Source organism: Streptomyces sp. NPDC015220 (assembly GCF_043079345.1).
GTDB lineage: Bacteria > Actinomycetota > Actinomycetes > Streptomycetales > Streptomycetaceae > Streptomyces.
In genome coordinates this window covers 1-19,150 of record NZ_JBIBUK010000021.1, presented here as the reverse complement: position 1 = coordinate 19,150, position 19,150 = coordinate 1, and the positions used below count along the sequence as shown (strand labels likewise).

Below are 19,150 nucleotides of genomic sequence, written 5' to 3'. Positions count from 1 at the left end.
CCGGCCCGGGAGCGACCGCCCGGCCCCGCGGGTCGAGTGCGCCGGTGGTGGGACTCCGACAACGACGGCGCCGCGGCGGCCGGTCGGCCGCTCGCCCGCGCGGACCGGGGGCGAGCGGCCGCCGCCGGAAGGAGACGGCGCTCGGCGCGGATCAGTCGCCGGCCGGCGGACCGAAGCCCAGCCGGCCCGGACGGCACAGGAAGGGGTAGCTCGCGGCCTCGGCGGCGGCCGCCTCCGCGTCGCCCGTGCGGATCGCGTCGACCAGCCGCGTGTGGTCCATGTGCGTGTCGGGGGTGAGCTCCGCGCCGACGTCCGCGCGCAGCCAATCCCGCATCACCTCGCCGAGGTCCGCGTACATCGCGGTCATCACGTCGTTGTGGGACGCGGCCACCACGGCCAGGTGGAAGGTGGCGTCCGCGCTCACGAAGGCCTCCGCGTCGCCGGACTCCCAGGCCTCCTCCCGCCGCACGAGCAGCGCGTCGAGCTGCTTGAGGTCCTTCTCGCCGCGCCGCTCGGCGGCCAGCTTCGCCGCCGCCGACTCCAGGGTGGAGCGCAGCTCGGCGATGTGCCGCGGATCGGCCCCGGAGAACCGGCGGTGCATCACGCCCGCCAGCTCGCTGGTCGCCACGACGTACGTGCCGGAACCCTGGCGGATGTCCAGCAGACCGTTGTGGGCGAGCGCGCGCACCGCCTCGCGGACGGTGTTGCGGGCGACGCCGAGCTGCTCCACCAGCTCGGGCTCCGTCGGGATGCGGGATCCGACCGGCCACTCGCCCGAGGTGATCTGGTTCCGCAGCGCGGCGATGACCTGCTCGGACAGCGCCGACCGGCGCGGATGGCTCAGGGGCATGGCACACCTTCGCACACGGGACCCGGAGGCCGGCTCCCGAACCGTTGACTCTCTGGACAGTCAATCATCCCATGATTCTATGATGGGCTTCATGGCAAGCGAGGAAACGACCCGGACGACGTCACCGACCGAGCAGCAGGCCCCGGCCGCGACCGCCGCCCCCGGGGGGACCGGGGCGCTCCCAGAACCCCGGACGGCCGCCACGCGCGCGTGGACGACGCGTCTGGTCGTCGTCGGCATCGTGCTGTCCGCCCTGAACCTCAGGCCCGCGATCACCAGCCTCGGAGCGCTCCTCGAAGAGGTGCGCGACGGGCTCGGGATGAGCGGCAGCGTGGCCGGACTGCTCACCTCCGTGCCCCCGCTGTGCTTCGCCGTCTTCGGCGTCATGGCCCCCCGCCTCGCGCGCCGCTTCGGACCGGCCGCGGTGGTGTGCGCGGGCATGGCCGCCATCGCCGCGGGGCTGCTGATCCGGCCCTACGTCGGGAACACGGCCGCCTTCCTGGCCGCCAGCGCCCTCGCCCTCATGGGCATCGCGGTCAGCAACGTCCTGATGCCGGTCATCGTCAAGCGCTGGTTCCCGGACCGGGTCGGCTCCATGACCGGCCTGTACTCGATGGCCCTCGCCCTCGGCACATCGACCGCCGCAGCGGTCACCGTGCCGCTGACCGGCGCGCTCGGCGACAGCTGGAAGTCGGGGCTCGCCGTGTGGGCGGTCCTCGCCGTGGCGGCCGTGCTCCCGTGGCTGCCGCTGGTGCGGGACCGCGGCACGGCGCGGGAATCCGCCGCGCCGGCGCCGGCCACCCGGACGCCCGCACGGCAGGACGGCGCGGCGACCGGGTCCGCCCAGCGGGAAGACGTACGCCCGGAGGCCCCGCGCGAGGAGCAGGCGCCCGCCCTGCGGATCACCCGCAGCCGCACCGCCTGGGCGCTGGCCGTCTTCTTCGGGCTCCAGGCCACCGCCGCCTACATCACGATGGGCTGGATGGCACAGATCTTCCGGGACGCGGGCGTGTCCGCCGGCACGGCCGGACTGCTGCTGGCCGTCACCATGGTGATGGGCGTGCCGCTGGCCTTCGTCATCCCGCGTCTGGCCACCCGGCTGCCCCACCAGGGCCCGATCGTGCTCGTGCTCGGCGTCTGCGGCCTGGCCGGCTACGCCGGCCTGTACCTCGCGCCCGCCGCCGGGGCCTGGGCCTGGGCCGTCCTGCTCGGCGTGTCCAACTGCGCCTTCCCGCTGGCGCTCACCATGGTCGGCATGCGGGCCCGGACCGGCGCGGGCGTGGCCCAGCTCTCGGCGTTCGCCCAGAGCACCGGCTACCTGATATCCATCCCCGGGCCGCTGCTGGTGGGCGTCCTGTACCAGAGCAGCGGCGGCTGGGGCCTGCCGATCGCGCTGATGACCGCCTTGATGATCCCGCAGATGGTGGTGGGCTGCCTGGCGGGCCGCGACCGCACGGTGGAGGAAGAGGCGACGCGCTGAACCGCCCCGGGGCGCCCGCCGTGGGCCCGAGGTGCGAAACTGGGGCCATGCAGCCTGTGCTCGACCCGAACCCGCCGAACGGCCAGAAGAAGATGCTGATCGTCTTCGGCGCGTTCTTCGCCATCTTCGTGATCATCGGCATCGTCGCGACCATCGCCTCCCCCTGACCCTCCCGGACCCCCTCGGCCGCACGGCCACCACCTCCCCGGTGTCCGCGCCGTCCGCCGGGCGGGGACGGCCCGCCCCCTGGGTAGGGGGTGGGGACAACCCCCCATCCCCTAGGGGGCGGGGGTCAGGGTCAAGTGGGTGGATCACCGGATGTGCGGGGGCGCGCCGGTTCCGTAACTTCGAGGTACGACCGCGAGAAGCGGTCCGCGGACCACTCGAAGACCAGCGGAGGCGAACATGCCGGCCCGAACGCACACCCGGCCCCACCCGGCGACCACGGGCGGCGTCGACGTCCGGCTGCGCTGGTGGGTCCTGGCCCTGCCGGCCCTCGCCTTCGCCGCGCTGCTCGCCCTGATACTCAACCCGTCGGACGCGAACGCGGCCGCCGGTGACCCCGCGATGACCCAGCTCTTGCAGCGGGCCCAGGAGCTGCTGACCCGCTGACGCGCCCGGCCCTGACCGCGGGCCGCCCGGCACGCGCCGTGTCCCCGTGAACGCGCATGTCAACTCCCTGAGCCCTGTGGCCTGTTTCATGCGAAGCTGGGTGCCATGAGCGTCGCAGAACCCCGCAGGATTGTCCTCTTCCGGCATGCGAAAGCCGACTGGCCGCAGGTGACCGACCATGAACGACCGCTCACCGAGCGGGGCCGCAAGGACGCCGCGGTGGCCGGCCGCAAGCTGGCCGACACCGGTGTCGCCTTCGACCTGGCCCTGTGCTCCACCGCGACCCGGACCAGGGAGACCTGGAAGCTCGCCGTCCACGAGCTGCCGCACCGGCCGAAAACCGTCTACGAGGAGCGGATCTACGAGGCCTCGCCCGGTGAGCTGATCGCCGTGCTCAACGAGACGCCGGACGATGTGCGCAACCTCGTCCTGATCGGCCACAACCCGGGTGTCCAGGGACTGGCCGAGGTGCTGTCCGGCTCGGCCGAGGACGACGCCCGCGAGCGGATGGGCCGCCGGGGCTTCCCGGCCGCGGCCTTCGCCGTCGTGACGTTCGACGGCTCCTGGAAGACCCTGGAACCCGGCGCGGCCACGCTGCGCGACTACTGGGCGCCGTCGGAGTGACCCGCTGAGACCGTGCGAGGGGCCCGGCAGCCGGGACGGGCGTGCCGGGCCCCTCGGCCTCCGCGTCCGGGACGTCCGCGCGAAGGCTCAGCTCTCCTCGTGCGCGTCGGCCGCCTCGACCTCTTCGCGGGTGACACCGAGCAGGTACAGGACCGTGTCGAGGAAGGGCACGTTCACCGCGGTGTGCGCGGCCTCCCGCACCACCGGCTTGGCGTTGAAGGCGACCCCGAGCCCGGCCGCGTTCAGCATGTCCAGGTCGTTCGCGCCGTCACCGATCGCGACGGTCTGCGCCAGCGGAACGCCCGCCTCGGCGGCGAACCGGCGCAGCAGCCGCGCCTTGCCCGCCCGGTCGACGATCTCGCCGGTGACCCGGCCCGTCAGCTTCCCGTCGACTATCTCCAGCGTGTTGGCCTGCGCGAAGTCCAGCCCGAGCCGGTCCTTGAGATCGTCCGTGACCTGCGTGAAGCCGCCCGAGACGACACCGACCTGGTAACCCAGCCGCTTCAGCGTACGGATCAGGGTGCGGGCGCCCGGCGTCAGCCGCACCTCGCTGCGCACCTTGTCCACCACGGAGGCGTCCAGCCCCGCCAGCAGCGCCACGCGGGCGTGCAGCGACTGCTCGAAGTCCAGCTCCCCGCGCATCGCGGCGGCCGTCACCTCGGCGACCTTGTCCTCGCAGCCGGCGTGCGCGGCGAACAGCTCGATGACCTCGTCCTGGATGAGCGTCGAGTCGACGTCCATGACGACCAGGCGCTGCGCGCGCCGGTGCAGGCCCGCCGCGACCACCGCGACATCGACACCCAGCGCCGCCGCGTCCGTCGCCAGGGCGGTGCGCAGCGGTTCCGTCGCCACCCCGGACACCGCGAACTCCACCGCCGTCACCGGATACTTGGCCAGCCGGAAGATGCGGTCGATGTTGCCGCCGGCCTTGGTGATCCGCGCCGCGATCTGGGCGGTCGCCTCGGCCGTGAGGGGGTGACCGAGCACGGTGACCAGGGAGCGGCCGAGGCCGCGCGGCATGTTGTCGCCCCGGCCGGAGAGGATCTCCGCCTGCATCTTCATCGACTCGGCCCAGCTGTGCACGGTGGCCCGCAGATCGCCCTCCAGCCCGGCGGGCGGCTGGGTGACGAGCGCGCACAGCACCATTCGGCCACGGGTGACGACCTGCTCGATGTCGACCACGTCGACGGAGTAGGCCGCGAGGGTGTCGAAGAGGCCGGCTGTGATACCCGGCCTGTCCTTCCCGAAGATCTTGACGAGAAGGGTGAGGTCATCGGAACTCTGCGAAGCGCTCATGGTGCTTCCACCGTATCCGGCACGCAGTGCCTACTGCCGCTCCGGTCCGCCTGGCGGACAGCGAACACTGGGTGTCGATCGGATGGCGCCCACCGGACGATCCGCCCACGACACAGGGTGCCGGGCGCACCGGCCCGTCGAGCGAGCCAGGCCGGGCGGCACCCGTCCGCCCACGGCGCGGGCCGCTGTGCGCAGGGCGCGGGCCGGTGCGCGCAAGGGTGCGGGCCGATGCGGGCCCGGTGGCGCGGCGGGCCCCGCGGCCACGAGAGCCAGGCGCGGCACGGAGCCCGGCGGCGTCGGCCGACGACACGGGGGCCCTGGTCACGGCGCGGGCGCGGGCCGCGATCCCGTGTGCGGACCGCGTCGGTCGGCCGACCGCGCGATCCCGTCGACCGCGCGATCCCGTCGATCGCGCGATCCCGTCGATCGCGTCAGTTCGCCGGTGGCGGCGGGGCCGCCGTCCGGTGAGGGGCCGACGCCAGGCCGGGCGTCCTCCGGACGGCGCGGTCCGCAGGGCAGGCGGATGCAGGGGTCGGTGTTGGTGCCGGGGCCGGCCGGCCGGTACGGCTTGGCGAGGGCGAGGGCGAGGGAGCGGGGGCCGTAGCCCGCAGGACCGCGTACGTCCGCCCCGGACCGCGTACGTCCGCCCCGGACCGCGTACGTGCGCCGGACGGCGTACGCCCGCTGCCGTCGCGCCGCCCGGCCCAGTCCCGGAGCCCCCTGCCCTCTCCGCTCGCCCCAGTCCCGGAGCCCCCTGCCCCCTGGCCTCCCCGCGGCACCCAGTGCCAAAGGCACCGCCCGACGGCCCACTCCCGGCGCCGAGCCTCCGTCGACCGTGACGACGCCGTGGCGCACCCGTGAGCCCGCCCGGCGTCGTCACGACCACCGCGCCCACCGCGCCCGCCGCGGGCGGCAGTTCGGCCGGGGCGGTCACAACTCCGGCCGCCCGCACGGACCGTAGGGAACCAGGACAGCGGCAGCGCCCCGACCAGGCCCACACCCAGTGGCGTGATCTGGACGGCGGTGTGTGCCCGCGCGCCCTTCGAGCCGAACGCGGAAACGCCACCGGACGGCTTCACCGGAGGGCTCCACCGCACCACCGGCCCCCAACGCCACCACGGCGGCGGACATCGGGCCGGGCGAACCGGCGGAGTCCGCCCGCGGCAGACGCGGACCGAGTGCGGCCGTGCCCGCCAGGCCGGCCGACGCCCAGCTCACGCACGCGATCGCGGACGGCGGCACATCGGGCCGCGGCACGTGCGCACCGCGCCCACCGGTCGCGGCCCGTCCGGCGGCGCTCATGGCGGACCCCCGGTCAGTGACGCGGCACGACCGCCGCCACACAAGTCCCCCTCGGGTGGGAATGGCACGCTCCGACTGGGTTTCGACACCCACTGCCGCAACGGATGTGAGCGCGCGTTACGTACTCATGACAAGGCCTGGGTTTCGGTCAGGGGGCGGAGCCTGAAATAGTTCCCCACGATGTTCGACATCCCTACACTCCCTGTGACGGGGGTAACTCGGGGGACAACTCAGTGGGGCATGGAGTGCCGGAACTCGTACTGGAAACCAATGGACGGACCTGGACGCTGGATCCGTCCAGGCCTTACACCCTGGGACGCAATCCGCAGGGTGACATCGTGTTCGACGACGCAAGGGTCTCCTGGCGTCACGCCACGGTCAGTTTCGACGGCCGCGGTTGGGTCATCGAGGACCACGGCAGCACCAACGGCACGTTCGTGCAGGGCCAACGAGTCCAGCAGACGGAGATCGGCCCGGGTGCGGAGGTCCGCCTCGGCAACGCGACCGACGGACCGGGCCTGAACCTCTCGGCCGCCGCACCGCAGGTCCAGCCCCAGCAGCAGCCCTACGCCGCGCAGGCCGCGAACGCCGGATGGGCCCAGCAGGCGCCGTCCGTACCGCAGCAGCACGGCCCGCGGGCCGACTGGCAGGAGCCGGCGAAGGCGCCGTCGATCCCGCAGCAGCAGGTCGGCCCCGGCGGTGGCGCGGGGGCGCCGCCGGTCCACGGCGACCGCAGCCCGACCACGTTCCACCAGTTCTCCCTGGGCCGTGTGATGCGCATCGGCCGTGCCCTGGAGAACGACCTGGTCGTCTCCGACCTCCAGGTCTCCCGCAACCACGCGGAGTTCCACGCCACGCCCGACGGCCGGTTCGAGATCCGCGACCTCGGCTCGCACAACGGCACGTACGTCAACGGCCAGCCGATCCCCAAGGGCGGCTCGGCGGTGCTCGGCCCGAGCGACATCGTCGGTGTCGGCCACTCGACGTTCCGGATCGTCGGCGACCGGCTGGAGGAGTTCGTCGACACCGGTGAGGTGTCCTTCTCCGCCCGCCACCTGACCGTCACGGTCGACGGCGGCAAGCAGATCCTCAAGGACGTCTCCTTCGGCGTCCCCGAGAAGTCGCTGATCGCGGTCATCGGCCCGTCCGGCTCCGGAAAGTCCACCCTGCTCAAGGCGCTCACCGGCTACCGGCCCGCCGACCAGGGCGAGGTTCTCTACGACAACCGGAACCTCTACAAGCAGTTCGCCGAACTGCGCCAGCGCATCGGCCTGGTTCCGCAGGACGACATCCTGCACAAGGAGCTGACCGTCAAGAAGGCCCTCAAGTACGCGGCCAAGCTGCGCTTCCCGGCCGACACCACGGCCGCCGAGCGCGAGGCCCGCATCGACGAGGTGCTGCGCGAACTGAAGCTGGACGTCCACAAGGAGAAGAAGGTCACCTCCCTCTCCGGCGGCCAGCGCAAGCGCGTCTCGGTGGCCCTGGAACTGCTCACCAAGCCGTCGCTTATCTTCCTGGACGAGCCGACCAGCGGCCTCGACCCGGGCATGGACCGCGACGTCATGCAGCTGCTGCGCGGCCTGGCCGACGACGGCCGCACCGTCCTGGTCGTCACCCACTCGGTGGCCGAACTGGCGATCTGCGACAAGCTGCTGGTGATGGCGCCCGGCGGCAGCGTCGCCTACTTCGGTCCGCCGGAGGAGGCGCTGAACTTCTTCGGCTACGAGAGCTGGGCCGACGTCTTCTCCGCCTTCGAGAGCTACCGCGACTACGACTGGGCGGGCCGGTGGAAGGGCTCGCAGCACTACCAGATGTACGCCGCGGACATCGACGCGGTCGCCCCGCAGTCCGTACCCGTGGCCCCGCCGCAGGCCCTCAGGCCGCCCAAGCCGCAGGGCTGGGGATCGCAGCTGCTGACCCTGGTCCGGCGGTACGTGGCGGTCATCGCCTCCGACAAGGGCTTCCTGGCGCTGACGGTGATCCTGCCGGCGGTGCTCGGCGCGGTCAGCCTGCTCATCCAGCACGACAAGGGCCTGCTGGTCAACCCGGGGATCAACCCGAAGACGGGCACCCACGCCCCGAACGGCACGGCCACCACGGTGCTGCTGATCCTCGCGGTCGGCGCGTGCTTCGCGGGCGCAGCCAACTCCGTCCGTGAGCTGATCAAGGAACGGGTCATCTACGAACGGGAGCGCGCGACCGGCCTGTCCCGTTCGGCGTACCTGATGTCCAAGGTCGTCGTCCTCGGCCTGGTCACCATGGCGCAGGGCCTGCTGGTCGGCGTGATCGGCTTCGCCAGCCGGGAGATCCCCGACGAGGGCCTGATCCTGCGCAACGGAACCCTGCTGGAGCTGTGCCTGCCGATCATGGTGCTCGGCTTCACCTCGATGATGTTCGGCCTGGTCATCTCCTCGCTGGTGAAGACCGCCGAGAAGACCATGCCGCTGCTGGTGATGTTCGCGATCATCCAGGTGGTGTTCACCGGCTGCCTGTTCACGCTGCACGGCACGGTCGGCGTCAACGAGTTCTCGTACCTGATGCCGTCCCGCTGGGCGGTCGCCGCCGCCGGCACCACGCTCGACTTCAACGACATCGCCCCGAACACCGACGACCCGACCAGCACCGACCCGCTGTGGAACCACGAGGTCTCGGCCTGGGGGATGGACATGGTCGTGCTGATCGCGCTGGGCGTCGCCTGCGGCCTCCTGGTGGCGCGCTTCCTGCGCCGCCACGAGCCGGAGGTCATGCGCAAGTAACGGCGGTCACCGTAGCGCCCGTACCGCGAGGGCTACGGCACGAGGACCGCTCGTGGGTACAGCGAGGGCGGCACCCCGCACGGGGTGCCGCCCTTCCGCGTCTCTTGAAGAGGTCCGCGCCGACCTCAGTACGCGCTGTTGACGTTGTCGATCGAGCCGTAGCGGTGGGCCGCGTAGTTGGCGGCGGCGGTGATGTTGGCCACCGGGTCGTAGATGTTCTTCGACGTGCCCGCGACGTGGTACGTGTTGAAGGTCGGGTCGATCACCTGCAGCAGGCCCTTGGAGGGGATGCCGTTGCGGGCGTTGATGTCCCAGCCGTTGATGGCCATCGGGTTGCCCGAGGACTCCCGCATGATGTTGCGGTGCAGGCCGTTGTAGGAGCCCGGGATGTTGTGCTGCTTCATGATGTCCAGCGACTGGCGGATCCAGCCGTTGAGGTTGTTGCCGTAGCTGGTGGAGACGGCGACCGTCTGCATCCGCGGGCGCTGCGCGGACCGGCTCGCGGTCTGCTCGGCGTGGTGGGCGGCCTCGGCCTTGCGCTCGGCGGCGGCCTTCTTGGCGACGGCGGCCTTCTCGTGGGCGGCGGCCTGCTTCTTGGCCGCGATGGCCTGGATCTTCACGCTGTCGCCGGCGAGCTGGTCGGTGACGCTGGCCTGGACGGTCTTGGCCGGCTGCGAGCTCATCGCGACCGGGGCCGCGGCGGTGGCGGCGTCGGCGGAGACGGCCGTGTGGGCCTCACCGGGCACGGCGGCCGAGACGGCGATGGCGGCGGCGCCGAGGGTGGCGGCACCGGCGAAGGCGACCTTCTGGGTCTTGGTCAGGGATCGACTGTTTCGGATGAAGCGGAAGTTCGCGGACATAAGAAATAGACCTCTTCGAGTAGCGCGGAGGTCGCTCTCCGGACTGCGGGAGGGGGTCTCACCCACACGAACGCCGCGAGCGGAAACCCGCGGCGCTGAGCGACGAGAGCAATTCTTAGCTGCCGCAAAATTCGGTTGCAAAGGTGTGACGTACGAAGCCGGATAGTGGATCAGGGACAGGCAAAACGGGACGAACAGGGCTGTTCTCCCCGTTCATAGGGCACCCGTCGCCTCCTATGTCCGTTCGTACGTGACCTGCGTCCTATGCGCGTCCTCACATCGGAGGGCAGGCCCGCTCACCAAACGTTGCCGTAGCAACGCTCTGCGTCAGCGGCTTTCGTCGGGGTCCAGGAGCGCTCGTCGCCACCCTCGTGCCGCCGGCCCACCCACCGGCCCGCCCCCTCACCCCATGGACAGCCGCGCCGACCCCACGGGCCCGCCCCCTCACACCTGACGCGTCACACCTGACGCGTCGCACCTGACCCCCCAGGCCCGGCCCCCGAGGCCTGACCCCCCGAGGCCCGGCCCCGCGGGGTGGCCGCTGTCACCGGGCCGCCCGGACAGACGTCCAGTCCGCCATCCCCTTCCGACCGGCGGACCGGGCCCGTGGACCTCGGGCGGGCGCCCCGGACGGCGCCGTAACGGGCCCGATCCGGACCGTCGCGCCCCGCCGGTACCGTGAGGACATGAGTCAAGGACCCCGGTCCGGCCTCGCCGCGGTGAGTTCCGCGCTGCTGGCCATGAGCAGGCACCTGGAGGTGCGCGACGTACTCAAGACGATCGTCGCCTCGGCCCGCGAGCTGCTCGACGCGCAGTACGCCGCCCTCGGCGTCCCGGACGACCACGGGGGCTTCGCCCAGTTCGTGGTCGACGGGGTCACCGAGGAACAGTGGCGCGCCATCGGCCCGCTCCCGCGCCAGCACGGGATCCTCGCCGCGATGCTGCACGAGGCCAGGGCCGAGCGCCTGGCCGACGTGCGCGAGGACCCGCGCTTCGAGGGCTGGCCGGCCGCGCACCCCGAGATGTCCGACTTCCTCGGCCTGCCGATCCGGGACGGCGACGAGGTCATCGGGGCGCTGTTCCTGGCGAACAAGCGCTGCTCCGAGCCGAGGGTCGGCTGCGGCTTCACGGAGGAGGACGAGGAACTGCTGGCCATCCTCGCCCAGCACGCCGCGATCGCCCTCACCAACGCCCGCCTGTACGAGCGCAGCCGCGAGCTGACCATCGCCGAGGAGCGTTCCCGCCTCGCCCACGAGCTGCACGACGCCGTCAGCCAGAAACTGTTCTCCCTGCGCCTGACCGCCCAGGCCGCCGCCGCCCTGGTCGACCGGGACCCGGTGCGCGCCAAGGGCGAACTGCAGCAGGTGGCCGCGCTCGCCGCCGAGGCCGCCGACGAACTGCGCGCCGCCGTGGTGGAGCTGCGCCCCGCCGCCCTGGAGGAGGACGGCCTGGTCGCCGCCCTCCGCACCCAGATCCAGGTCCTCGACCGCGTCCACAGCGCGCGGGTCACCTTCGCCGCCGGCGGCTTCAGGGCCCTGCCGGCCGCGCAGGAGGAGGCCATGCTCCGCGTCGCGCAGGAGGCCCTGCACAACGCGCTGCGCCACTCGGGCGCCGGGCACGTCGCCGTCACCCTGGAGCGCCGGGGCTGCGGAGCCGTCCTGCGCGTCACCGACGACGGCAGCGGCTTCGACCCGATGAAGGTGCGCCGCGCGGGCCGCCACCTGGGCCTGGTCTCGATGCGTGACCGGGCCGACGGGGCCGGCGGCACACTGACCGTGGAATCGGCGCCCGGCAAGGGCACCACGATCGAGATGGAGACTCCCGGTGGCTGACCCGATCAAGGTGCTGGTCGTCGACGACCACCAAGTGGTACGCCGGGGCCTGCGCACCTTCCTGGAGGTGCAGGACGACATCGAGGTCGTCGGCGAGGCCGCCGAAGGCGCCGAGGGCGTCGCCCGCGCCGAGGAGCTGAGGCCCCACGTCGTCCTCATGGACGTCAAGATGCCCGTCATGGACGGTGTCGAGGCCCTGCGCCGGCTGCGCGACCTCGGCAACCCCGCACGCGTGCTGATCGTGACCAGCTTCACCGAACAGCGCACGGTGATCCCGGCGCTGCGCGCGGGCGCCGCCGGCTACGTGTACAAGGACGTGGACCCCGACGCGCTCGCCGGCGCCGTCCGCTCGGTGCACGCCGGCCACATCCTCCTCCAGCCGGAGGTCGCCGACGCCCTGCTGTCCCAGGAGGAAGCCAACTCGGGCCAAGGGCGGAGCACCTCCCTCACCGAACGGGAGCGCGAGGTCCTCGGCCTGATAGCGGACGGCCGCTCCAACCGCGAGATCGCCCGCGCCCTGGTGCTGTCCGAGAAGACCGTCAAGACCCACGTGTCGAACATCCTGATGAAACTCGACCTGGCGGACCGTACCCAGGCCGCGCTGTGGGCCGTACGCCACGGGGTGACCGGCTGACCGCCCCGCCCGAGGAGACACGGAGCGTTCTCCCCCCGCCCAGTGCCGCGACCGCGCCCGGCGAGGTCCGGGCGGGGAGCTCGCGGCCCGGCCCGCACGTCGCAGGGCCGCACCCCCCTCAGCGCACCCTCTTCTCCCGCTCCTCGACCACGGAGTTGTACGCGGCCACCTGCGCCCGCCGAGCCGTACGCTCCACCGGCCGCAGCGCGGCGCCCCGCGCCGCCATCTCCGACGCGCTCACCGCGCCCCCGTGCCCGTTCTCGTACGCCAGCGAGATGAGCAACCCCACCCGCTGCGCCAGTTCCAGCACCCGCACCGCCCGCGGCGGATAGCCCGGGGCCAGCACCTCACGCCCCCGCTCGGCCCGCGCCCGGTACGCGTCGACGGCGGCCTCCGCCACCGGCCCCGACCCGGCGACGTCCAGCCGCGCCAGCACCTCCGTGGCCTCCCGCAACGCCTCCGCCAGCTCCCGCTCGGCCTCGCCCAGCGACGGCACGTCGGCGGGCGGCGCCTCCCGCACGGGCAGCACCTGCCACACCACCTGGACGTGCACATCGCCGGCCGGCCCGGCCTCGGACACCTCCGGCACCAGACCGAACGCGGCGCCGTGGCAGACAACCGCCTCCTGGGCGTCCAGCGCCCGCGCGTTGAACTCCGGCGGCCCGCTCAGCCCCAGCGGATGCCCCGGCGCGGGCAGCGCCACCCGCAGCGCGCCCACCCCGAGCGTCCGCAGCCGCCCCAGCGCGAGCGTGAGCCCGACGGGCTCCGATTCGCCGGGCAGCCCCACCACCCGATGGACGGCGTCCTCACCCACGATGGCGAGCACGGCGTCATCAGGCGGGACAAGTCCGGCCAAAAGGGCATTTCCCCAAGCGGCGAGGCGTCCAGAGCGCGGTTCCGAGAGCATGCCCCCCAGCCTAAGGACCGGACCGATGGAACGCCCCGCCCATCCCGTGGCGTAGATTCGTTGGGGGCTGCGCCCACCGGCGCGGCGGACCGAGCCACAGGCGTACGCGACAGCCGAGACCGGCGGCACACTGCAAGGGGAGACAACGCGCTCATGAGCGATGTTCTGGAGCTTCAGGACGTATCCGTGGTCCGCGAGGGCCGGGCTCTGGTGGACCAGGTCTCCTGGTCGGTCAAGGAGGGCGAGCGCTGGGTCATCCTCGGTCCGAACGGCGCCGGCAAGACCACCCTCCTCAACGTCGCCTCCAGCTACCTCTACCCCAGCAAGGGCACCGCCACCATCCTCGGCGAGACCCTCGGCAGGCCCGGCACCGACGTCTTCGAGCTGCGCCCCCGCATCGGCATGGCCGGCATCGCCATGGCCGAGAAGCTCCCCAAGCGCCAGACCGTACTGCAGACCGTGCTGACCGCCGCCTACGGCATGACCGCCGGCTGGCAGGAGGAGTACGAGGACGTCGACGAGCAGCGCGCCCGCGCCTTCCTCGACCGCCTCGGCATGACCGAGTACCTCGACCGCCGTTTCGGCAGCCTGTCCGAGGGCGAGCGCAAGCGCACCCTGATCGCCCGCGCCTTGATGACCGACCCCGAGCTGCTGCTCCTGGACGAGCCCGCTGCCGGCCTCGACCTCGGCGGCCGCGAGGACCTCGTCCGCCGCCTCGGCCGGCTCGCCCGCGACCCCATCGCCCCCTCGATGATCATGGTCACCCACCATGTCGAGGAGATCGCCCCCGGCTTCACCCACGTCCTGATGATCCGCCAGGGCCGGGTCCTCGCCGCGGGCCCCCTGGAGCTCGAGCTCACCTCCCGCAACCTCTCCCACTGCTTCGGCCTGCCGCTCGTCGTCGAGCAGGTCGGCGACCGCTGGACCGCCCAGGGCCTCCCGCTGTCCTGAGCCCCCCGCGGCGGACCCGGACAGCGGGACCCTGCCCGGGTCCCGCCGCCGGCCCGCGCCCGGGACGCCGGCCTCCCGTCCCGGGCCGGCACCCTCGGCCCCTGCCCTGAGCCGCCCCCCGTGCGCCCTGTCCGCGACAGGGCCGCGGACCTACCATGACCATGTGAACGACATCGACGCATGGGTGTGGTGGCTCGTCGGCGCGGCGGCGCTCGGAATCCCGCTCGTGGTGACCGCGATGCCGGAGTTCGGCATGCTCGCGGTCGGCGCCGTCGCCGCCGCGGTCGTCGCGGGCTTCGGCCTCGGCGCCGTCGCGCAGGTACTCGTCTTCGTCGTCGTCTCGGTCGCCCTGATCGCCGTGGTCCGGCCCATCGCCGCCCGGCACAGCCGGCAGCGTCCCCAACTCGCCACCGGCGTCGACGCGTTGAAGGGCAGGCAGGCCGTCGTACTCGAACGCGTCGACGGCGCCGGCGGCCGGATCAAGCTCGCCGGGGAGATCTGGTCGGCCCGCTCGCTCGACACCGACCACGCATACGAAGTGGGCGCGCACGTCGACGTCGTGGACATCGAGGGAGCCACCGCGATCGTCATGTGACCTCAACCGAACACCCCACGGGGCACACGACGGTCTGTCAGACTCGACAGCAAGATCTTCAACAGCCGAGAAGCCCATAAGATCTTCCGAAAGCGCCGAGGCGGAGAAGGGTACGGGGAGCAACGATGGCACCGGTCATCATCGTCCTGATCGTTCTGGTGGTGTTGGTCTTCATCGCCCTGATCAAGACGATCCAAGTCATCCCGCAGGCCAGCGCCGCCATCGTGGAGCGCTTCGGCCGCTACACGCGGACGCTGAACGCGGGCCTCAACATCGTCGTCCCGTTCATCGACACCATCCGCAACCGCATCGACCTGCGCGAGCAGGTCGTGCCGTTCCCGCCGCAGCCGGTCATCACCCAGGACAACCTGGTCGTCAACATCGACACCGTCATCTACTACCAGGTGACCGACGCCCGGGCCGCGACCTACGAGGTCGCCAGCTACATCCAGGCCATCGAACAGCTCACCGTCACCACGCTGCGCAACATCATCGGCGGCATGGACCTGGAGCGCACCCTCACCTCCCGCGAGGAAATCAACGCGGCGCTGCGCGGCGTCCTCGACGAGGCCACCGGCAAGTGGGGCATCCGCGTCAACCGCGTCGAGCTGAAGGCGATCGAGCCCCCCACCTCCATCCAGGACTCGATGGAGAAGCAGATGCGCGCCGACCGCGACAAGCGCGCCGCCATCCTCCAGGCGGAAGGCGTCCGGCAGTCCGAGATCCTGCGCGCCGAGGGCGAGAAGCAGTCCCAGATCCTGCGCGCCGAAGGTGAGGCCAAGGCGGCGGCCCTGCGCGCCGAGGGCGAGGCCCAGGCCGTCCGTACGGTGTTCGAGGCGATCCACGCCGGCGACCCCGACCAGAAGCTCCTCTCCTACCAGTACCTCCAGATGCTCCCGAAGATCGCCGAGGGCGACGCCAACAAGCTCTGGATCGTGCCCAGCGAGATCGGCGACGCCCTCAAGGGCCTCTCCGGCGCCATGGGAAACTTCGGCTCCCTGGGCGGCAATTCCGGCGGCGGCAACGGCAACTCGACGGGCGACTCCGGCACCGAACGCCGCGAGAAGCCCCGGATCGACTGAGGACGCCTTCTCGACGGGCGCGCCCCGCGCCGGCCCCCAGGGGCGTGCGGGGCCCCGCCGGCACGCGGTCCGGGCGCGGCGCGACCGGCCACGAACTCCGTCCCGCGGCCGAAGCACCGCGCGAGCACCCGCGGATCCACGGGGGATTCAAGGGGAACGGTCAGGCGGCGTCCCGGGCCAGCCACTCCGGCAGAGCGGCGAGATCCTCCTGGCCCAGGGCCAGGAGCATCGCATCCGCCGGAGTCGGCTCGAACGGCTCGCGCAGCAACGGCATCCCCGCCTCCTCCGGAGTGCGGTCCGCCTTGCGGTGATTGTCCTCCGAGCACGAGGCCACCGTGTTCAACCAGGTGTCCCGCCCGCCCTGCGACCTCGGCACCACGTGGTCCACGGTCGTCGCCCGCCGCCCGCAGTACGCGCACCGGTGCCGGTCCCGTACCAGCACCCCCCGCCTCGACCACGGCGCTTGTCTTCGGAAAGGCACCCGCACGTACCTGCACAACCGGATCACCCGGGGCGCCGGTATGTCCAACGCGGCTCCGCGCATGCGCAGTTCGGGGTGGGCCTGCTCGACGACGGCCTTGTCCTGGAGCACCAGAACGACGGCTCGGTTCAACGTCACAGTCGACAGCGGCTCGAAGCTCGCGTTCAGCACCAGCGTGTCCCGCATCCGGCCCACCTCCCATGTGCACCCGCCCGCCCCCCGGCGGGCTCGGATCAACTCTGGACGGGCGCGCCGAGATGGACAACGCAATAAAAATGCCCGCCTCCGATCACTTCCAAGACCAGAGGCGGGCAAACGTTCAGTGAACGTCACACCGGGAGGCGGGTACGTTCAGCTCCCGGCGGGAACCTCGTACTCACCGATCAGCTGGGCACGCGCCAACGTGTGGAACCGCAGGTTGAAGCCCACCACCGCGGGCGAGGCGTCCGAGTCCGGACCGAGCCTGTCCTGGTCGACGGCGTACACCGTGAAGACGTAACGGTGCGGCCCGTCCCCGGGCGGCGGAGCGGCACCGCCGAAGTCCTTGGTCCCGTAGTCGTTGCGCGCGTGCACGGCGCCCTCGGGCAGCCCCTCGAACTTCCCGCCGCCCGCTCCGGCCGGCAGCTCCGTCACCGAGGCCGGGATGTCGAACACCACCCAGTGCCAGAACCCGCTGCCCGTCGGGGCGTCCGGGTCGTAGCAGGTCACGGCGAAGCTCTTTGTCCCGGACGGGAAGCCCTCCCAGCGCAGCTGCGGCGAGCTGTTCCCCGCGGACTGGACCTGAGCGTCCTTGAGCGTCGCCCCCTCCCGCACGTCGTCGCTCGTGACCGTGAACGACGGCACGGGCGGATGGAAGTCGTGGGGGAGCGGCCGCCTCTTGAGCTCGGTCACCTCGGTACCTCCTGATCGGTTGCGTCGTGATCCCCTGTCGGCGGAATCACCGGTTCCAGAGCCTAGAACCAACTGCGCTTGCTGCCGACCTCGGCGATCCACTGGTGGAGGTACGCCGCCCAGTCGGTCGCCTGGTAGTCGTGCAGGCCCACCTGGAAGGAGCGGTAGGTGTCGCTGCCCTCGCTGAACAGACCAGGCTTCTTGTCCATCTCCAGCACCACGTCCATCGCGTTCTCGTCGGCGACGAAGCTCAACTCGACCTCGTTCAGACCCCGGTACTCCGACGGCGGCTGGAACTCGATCTCCTGGTAGAACGGCAGCCGCTGCCGCGTCCCGCGGATGTGCCCGCGCTCCATGTCCGCGTGCTTGAAGCGGAAGCCCAGCTGGATGAACGCGTCCAGGATCGCCTTCTGCGCCGGAAGCGGGTGCACGTTGATCGGGTCCAGGTCGCCGGAGTCCACGGCACGCGCGATCGCCAGTTCCGTGGTCACTCCGATGTGCATGCCGCGCAGCGCCTGCCCGTCGATCATCGTGACCGGCGTCTCCCACGGGATCTCCAGCCCGAACGGCACCGCGTGCACGGCCCCGGCCTGCAGCTCGAACGCCCCGCCGAGCTGCACCTTGGTGAACTCGATGTCCTGCTTGTACTCCTCGTCCCCGCTCTCCACCTCGACCTTGGCCTGAAGACCGACCGACAGCCCCTCGATCCGCTGGTTCACGGACCCGCCCTGGATCCGCACCTCGCCCTGGACCACCCCGCCCGGCACGACGTTGACCTCGTGCAGCTCCGTCTCCACCGACGCCCCACCGGCCCCGAGACTCGCCAGCAACTTCTTGAACGCCATGACACTCCCTCTACGCAGTGGGCTCTTGCCCTACCTACAAACGCGACCCGGCCGCGACCGGTTCCGCGCCCACACCCTGACAAGCAGGGGAATCTTTGACCAGTCCTTGAAACCCACCCGACTGGACTACGCTCGGAAGCCATGATCGCGCCCTCGGACCGTACGCCCCTGCCCAGAGAGTTCTTCGACCGCCCCGTCCTGGACGTCGCCCCCGACCTCCTGGGCCGCGTCCTGGTCCGTACGACCCCGGACGGCCCGATCGCCCTGCGCCTGACCGAGGTCGAGGCCTACGACGGCCCGAACGACCCCGGCTCCCACGCCTACCGCGGCCGGACCACCCGCAACGGCGTGATGTTCGGCCCGCCCGGCCATGTGTACGTTTACTTCACCTATGGCATGTGGCACTGCATGAACCTGGTGTGCGGCCCGGAGGGTCGGGCGAGCGGAGTCCTGCTCCGCGCCGGCGAGATCGTCGAGGGCGCCGAGCTGGCCCGCCTCCGGCGGGTCTCGGCCCGCAACGACAAGGAACTGGCCAAGGGCCCGGCCCGGCTGGCCACCGCCCTGGGCGTGGACCGCTCCCTGGACGGCACGGACGCCTGCGCACCGGGCGACACCCCGATACGGGTCCTCAGCGGCACGCCCGTCCCCGCCGGCCAGGTGCGCAACGGCCCGCGCACCGGCGTCGCCGGCGAGGGCGGTGACGGCGAGGCACACCCGTGGCGCTACTGGGCCGCCGACGACCCGACCGTGAGCCCGTACCGTGCCCATGTGCCGAGGCGGCGGCGGAGTTGACTCGGGATGGGAAGGTGCGTAATGTAGCCCGAGCCGCTGAACCGGGTACGGCGATCGCCTGCAGCCGGAGCGGCCAACCCACTACCTGACGAGCACCCCTTCAGCGGGGTCGACAGTGACGTGTCCGCACGTCCGAATTCGAACCCGCGAATCCTGATTATGAATCGGGGCGGGAATCGGATAGCGTAGTGAAAGTCAAAAGGCCGACAGGCGAAAGCCGACAAGCCTTGGACATCCCGCCGACCGGGAATCGGAACAGAAGAGTTCTGATAGAGTCGGAACCGCCGGAAAGGGAAACGCGAGAGCGGGAACCTGGAAAGCACCGAGGAAATCGGATCGGAAAAAAGATCTGATAGAGTC

At 71.9% G+C, this 19,150-nt stretch carries 18 protein-coding genes; 11 read left to right on the top strand and 7 right to left on the bottom strand.

The window, feature by feature from the left end:
• Window positions 1-151 precede the first annotated feature (151 nt).
• Entirely contained in the window at window positions 152-850 is a 699-nt protein-coding gene (locus ACF061_RS30395; RefSeq protein ID WP_392270212.1) for a FadR/GntR family transcriptional regulator, read from the bottom strand.
• A 91-nt stretch (window positions 851-941) separates the two neighbouring features.
• Between ACF061_RS30395 and ACF061_RS30390 the strand changes: the two genes are divergently transcribed.
• The 4 genes from ACF061_RS30390 to ACF061_RS30375 all read left to right on the top strand — a co-directional run bounded on the left by ACF061_RS30390 (window position 942) and on the right by ACF061_RS30375 (window position 3,566).
• Entirely contained in the window at window positions 942-2,330 is a 1,389-nt protein-coding gene (locus ACF061_RS30390) for a CynX/NimT family MFS transporter (protein WP_392270211.1), read from the top strand.
• Window positions 2,331-2,377: 47 nt separating this feature from the next.
• Window positions 2,378-2,497: an SGM_5486 family transporter-associated protein gene (locus ACF061_RS30385; protein WP_392270210.1), complete on the top strand. Its 120-nt coding sequence runs from the start codon at window positions 2,378-2,380 to the stop codon at window positions 2,495-2,497.
• A gap of 238 nt (window positions 2,498-2,735) precedes the next feature.
• A complete protein-coding gene (locus ACF061_RS30380) occupies window positions 2,736-2,942 on the top strand; it encodes a hypothetical protein (RefSeq protein WP_392270209.1) in 207 nt (68 codons plus the stop codon).
• 105 nt (window positions 2,943-3,047) lie between these two features.
• Window positions 3,048-3,566 (top strand): SixA phosphatase family protein, encoded by a 519-nt coding sequence (locus ACF061_RS30375; RefSeq protein ID WP_392270208.1) that lies wholly within the window; start codon window positions 3,048-3,050, stop codon window positions 3,564-3,566.
• 87 nt (window positions 3,567-3,653) lie between these two features.
• On the opposite strand, the gene serB is transcribed toward ACF061_RS30375, so the two are convergent.
• Window positions 3,654-4,862 (bottom strand): phosphoserine phosphatase SerB, encoded by a 1,209-nt coding sequence (gene serB / locus ACF061_RS30370; RefSeq protein ID WP_392270207.1) that lies wholly within the window; start codon window positions 4,860-4,862, stop codon window positions 3,654-3,656.
• A 1,547-nt stretch (window positions 4,863-6,409) separates the two neighbouring features.
• Here serB and ACF061_RS30365 point away from each other — a divergent pair.
• Window positions 6,410-8,920, top strand: coding sequence for an FHA domain-containing protein (locus ACF061_RS30365; protein ID WP_392270206.1), 2,511 nt, complete (start codon window positions 6,410-6,412; stop codon window positions 8,918-8,920).
• Between the two features lie 125 nt (window positions 8,921-9,045).
• Here ACF061_RS30365 and ACF061_RS30360 read toward each other — a convergent pair whose 3' ends face one another.
• Window positions 9,046-9,780, bottom strand: coding sequence for a transglycosylase SLT domain-containing protein (locus tag ACF061_RS30360; RefSeq protein ID WP_392270205.1), 735 nt, complete (start codon window positions 9,778-9,780; stop codon window positions 9,046-9,048).
• Between the two features lie 686 nt (window positions 9,781-10,466).
• Between ACF061_RS30360 and ACF061_RS30355 the strand changes: the two genes are divergently transcribed.
• On the top strand, window positions 10,467-11,612 hold the full coding sequence (locus tag ACF061_RS30355; protein ID WP_392270204.1) for a GAF domain-containing sensor histidine kinase: 1,146 nt from the start codon (window positions 10,467-10,469) through the stop codon (window positions 11,610-11,612).
• Window positions 11,605-12,246: a response regulator gene (locus ACF061_RS30350; RefSeq protein ID WP_392270203.1), complete on the top strand. Its 642-nt coding sequence runs from the start codon at window positions 11,605-11,607 to the stop codon at window positions 12,244-12,246. The genes ACF061_RS30355 and ACF061_RS30350 overlap by 8 nt, the downstream gene beginning before the upstream one ends.
• A 118-nt stretch (window positions 12,247-12,364) precedes the next feature.
• On the opposite strand, the gene ACF061_RS30345 is transcribed toward ACF061_RS30350, so the two are convergent.
• Complete coding sequence (locus tag ACF061_RS30345) at window positions 12,365-13,153, bottom strand: hypothetical protein (RefSeq protein WP_392270202.1); 789 nt, start codon at window positions 13,151-13,153, stop codon at window positions 12,365-12,367.
• A 153-nt stretch (window positions 13,154-13,306) separates the two neighbouring features.
• Between ACF061_RS30345 and ACF061_RS30340 the strand changes: the two genes are divergently transcribed.
• From ACF061_RS30340 to ACF061_RS30330, 3 genes are all read left to right on the top strand, one after another.
• Window positions 13,307-14,104 carry an ABC transporter ATP-binding protein gene (locus tag ACF061_RS30340; protein ID WP_392270201.1) on the top strand — a complete coding sequence of 266 codons (798 nt, stop codon included), beginning with the start codon at window positions 13,307-13,309 and terminating at the stop codon, window positions 14,102-14,104.
• Between the two features lie 163 nt (window positions 14,105-14,267).
• Window positions 14,268-14,699, top strand: coding sequence for an NfeD family protein (locus tag ACF061_RS30335; protein ID WP_392270200.1), 432 nt, complete (start codon window positions 14,268-14,270; stop codon window positions 14,697-14,699).
• 125 nt (window positions 14,700-14,824) lie between these two features.
• Window positions 14,825-15,781, top strand: a complete 957-nt coding sequence (locus ACF061_RS30330; RefSeq protein WP_392270199.1) for an SPFH domain-containing protein — start codon at window positions 14,825-14,827, stop codon at window positions 15,779-15,781.
• Window positions 15,782-15,941: 160 nt separating this feature from the next.
• On the opposite strand, the gene ACF061_RS30325 is transcribed toward ACF061_RS30330, so the two are convergent.
• The 3 genes from ACF061_RS30325 to ACF061_RS30315 form a co-directional block, all read right to left on the bottom strand.
• Complete coding sequence (locus ACF061_RS30325) at window positions 15,942-16,448, bottom strand: HNH endonuclease (protein ID WP_392270198.1); 507 nt, start codon at window positions 16,446-16,448, stop codon at window positions 15,942-15,944.
• A 165-nt stretch (window positions 16,449-16,613) separates the two neighbouring features.
• Entirely contained in the window at window positions 16,614-17,153 is a 540-nt protein-coding gene (locus ACF061_RS30320) for a YbhB/YbcL family Raf kinase inhibitor-like protein (RefSeq protein ID WP_392270197.1), read from the bottom strand.
• Between the two features lie 62 nt (window positions 17,154-17,215).
• The gene (locus tag ACF061_RS30315; protein WP_392270196.1) at window positions 17,216-17,998 is read right to left on the bottom strand and encodes a sporulation protein; all 783 of its coding nucleotides are present in this window, start codon (window positions 17,996-17,998) and stop codon (window positions 17,216-17,218) included.
• Window positions 17,999-18,139: 141 nt separating this feature from the next.
• Between ACF061_RS30315 and ACF061_RS30310 the strand changes: the two genes are divergently transcribed.
• Complete coding sequence (locus ACF061_RS30310) at window positions 18,140-18,790, top strand: DNA-3-methyladenine glycosylase (RefSeq protein WP_392270195.1); 651 nt, start codon at window positions 18,140-18,142, stop codon at window positions 18,788-18,790.
• The last annotated feature ends 360 nt before the right edge of the window (window positions 18,791-19,150 follow it).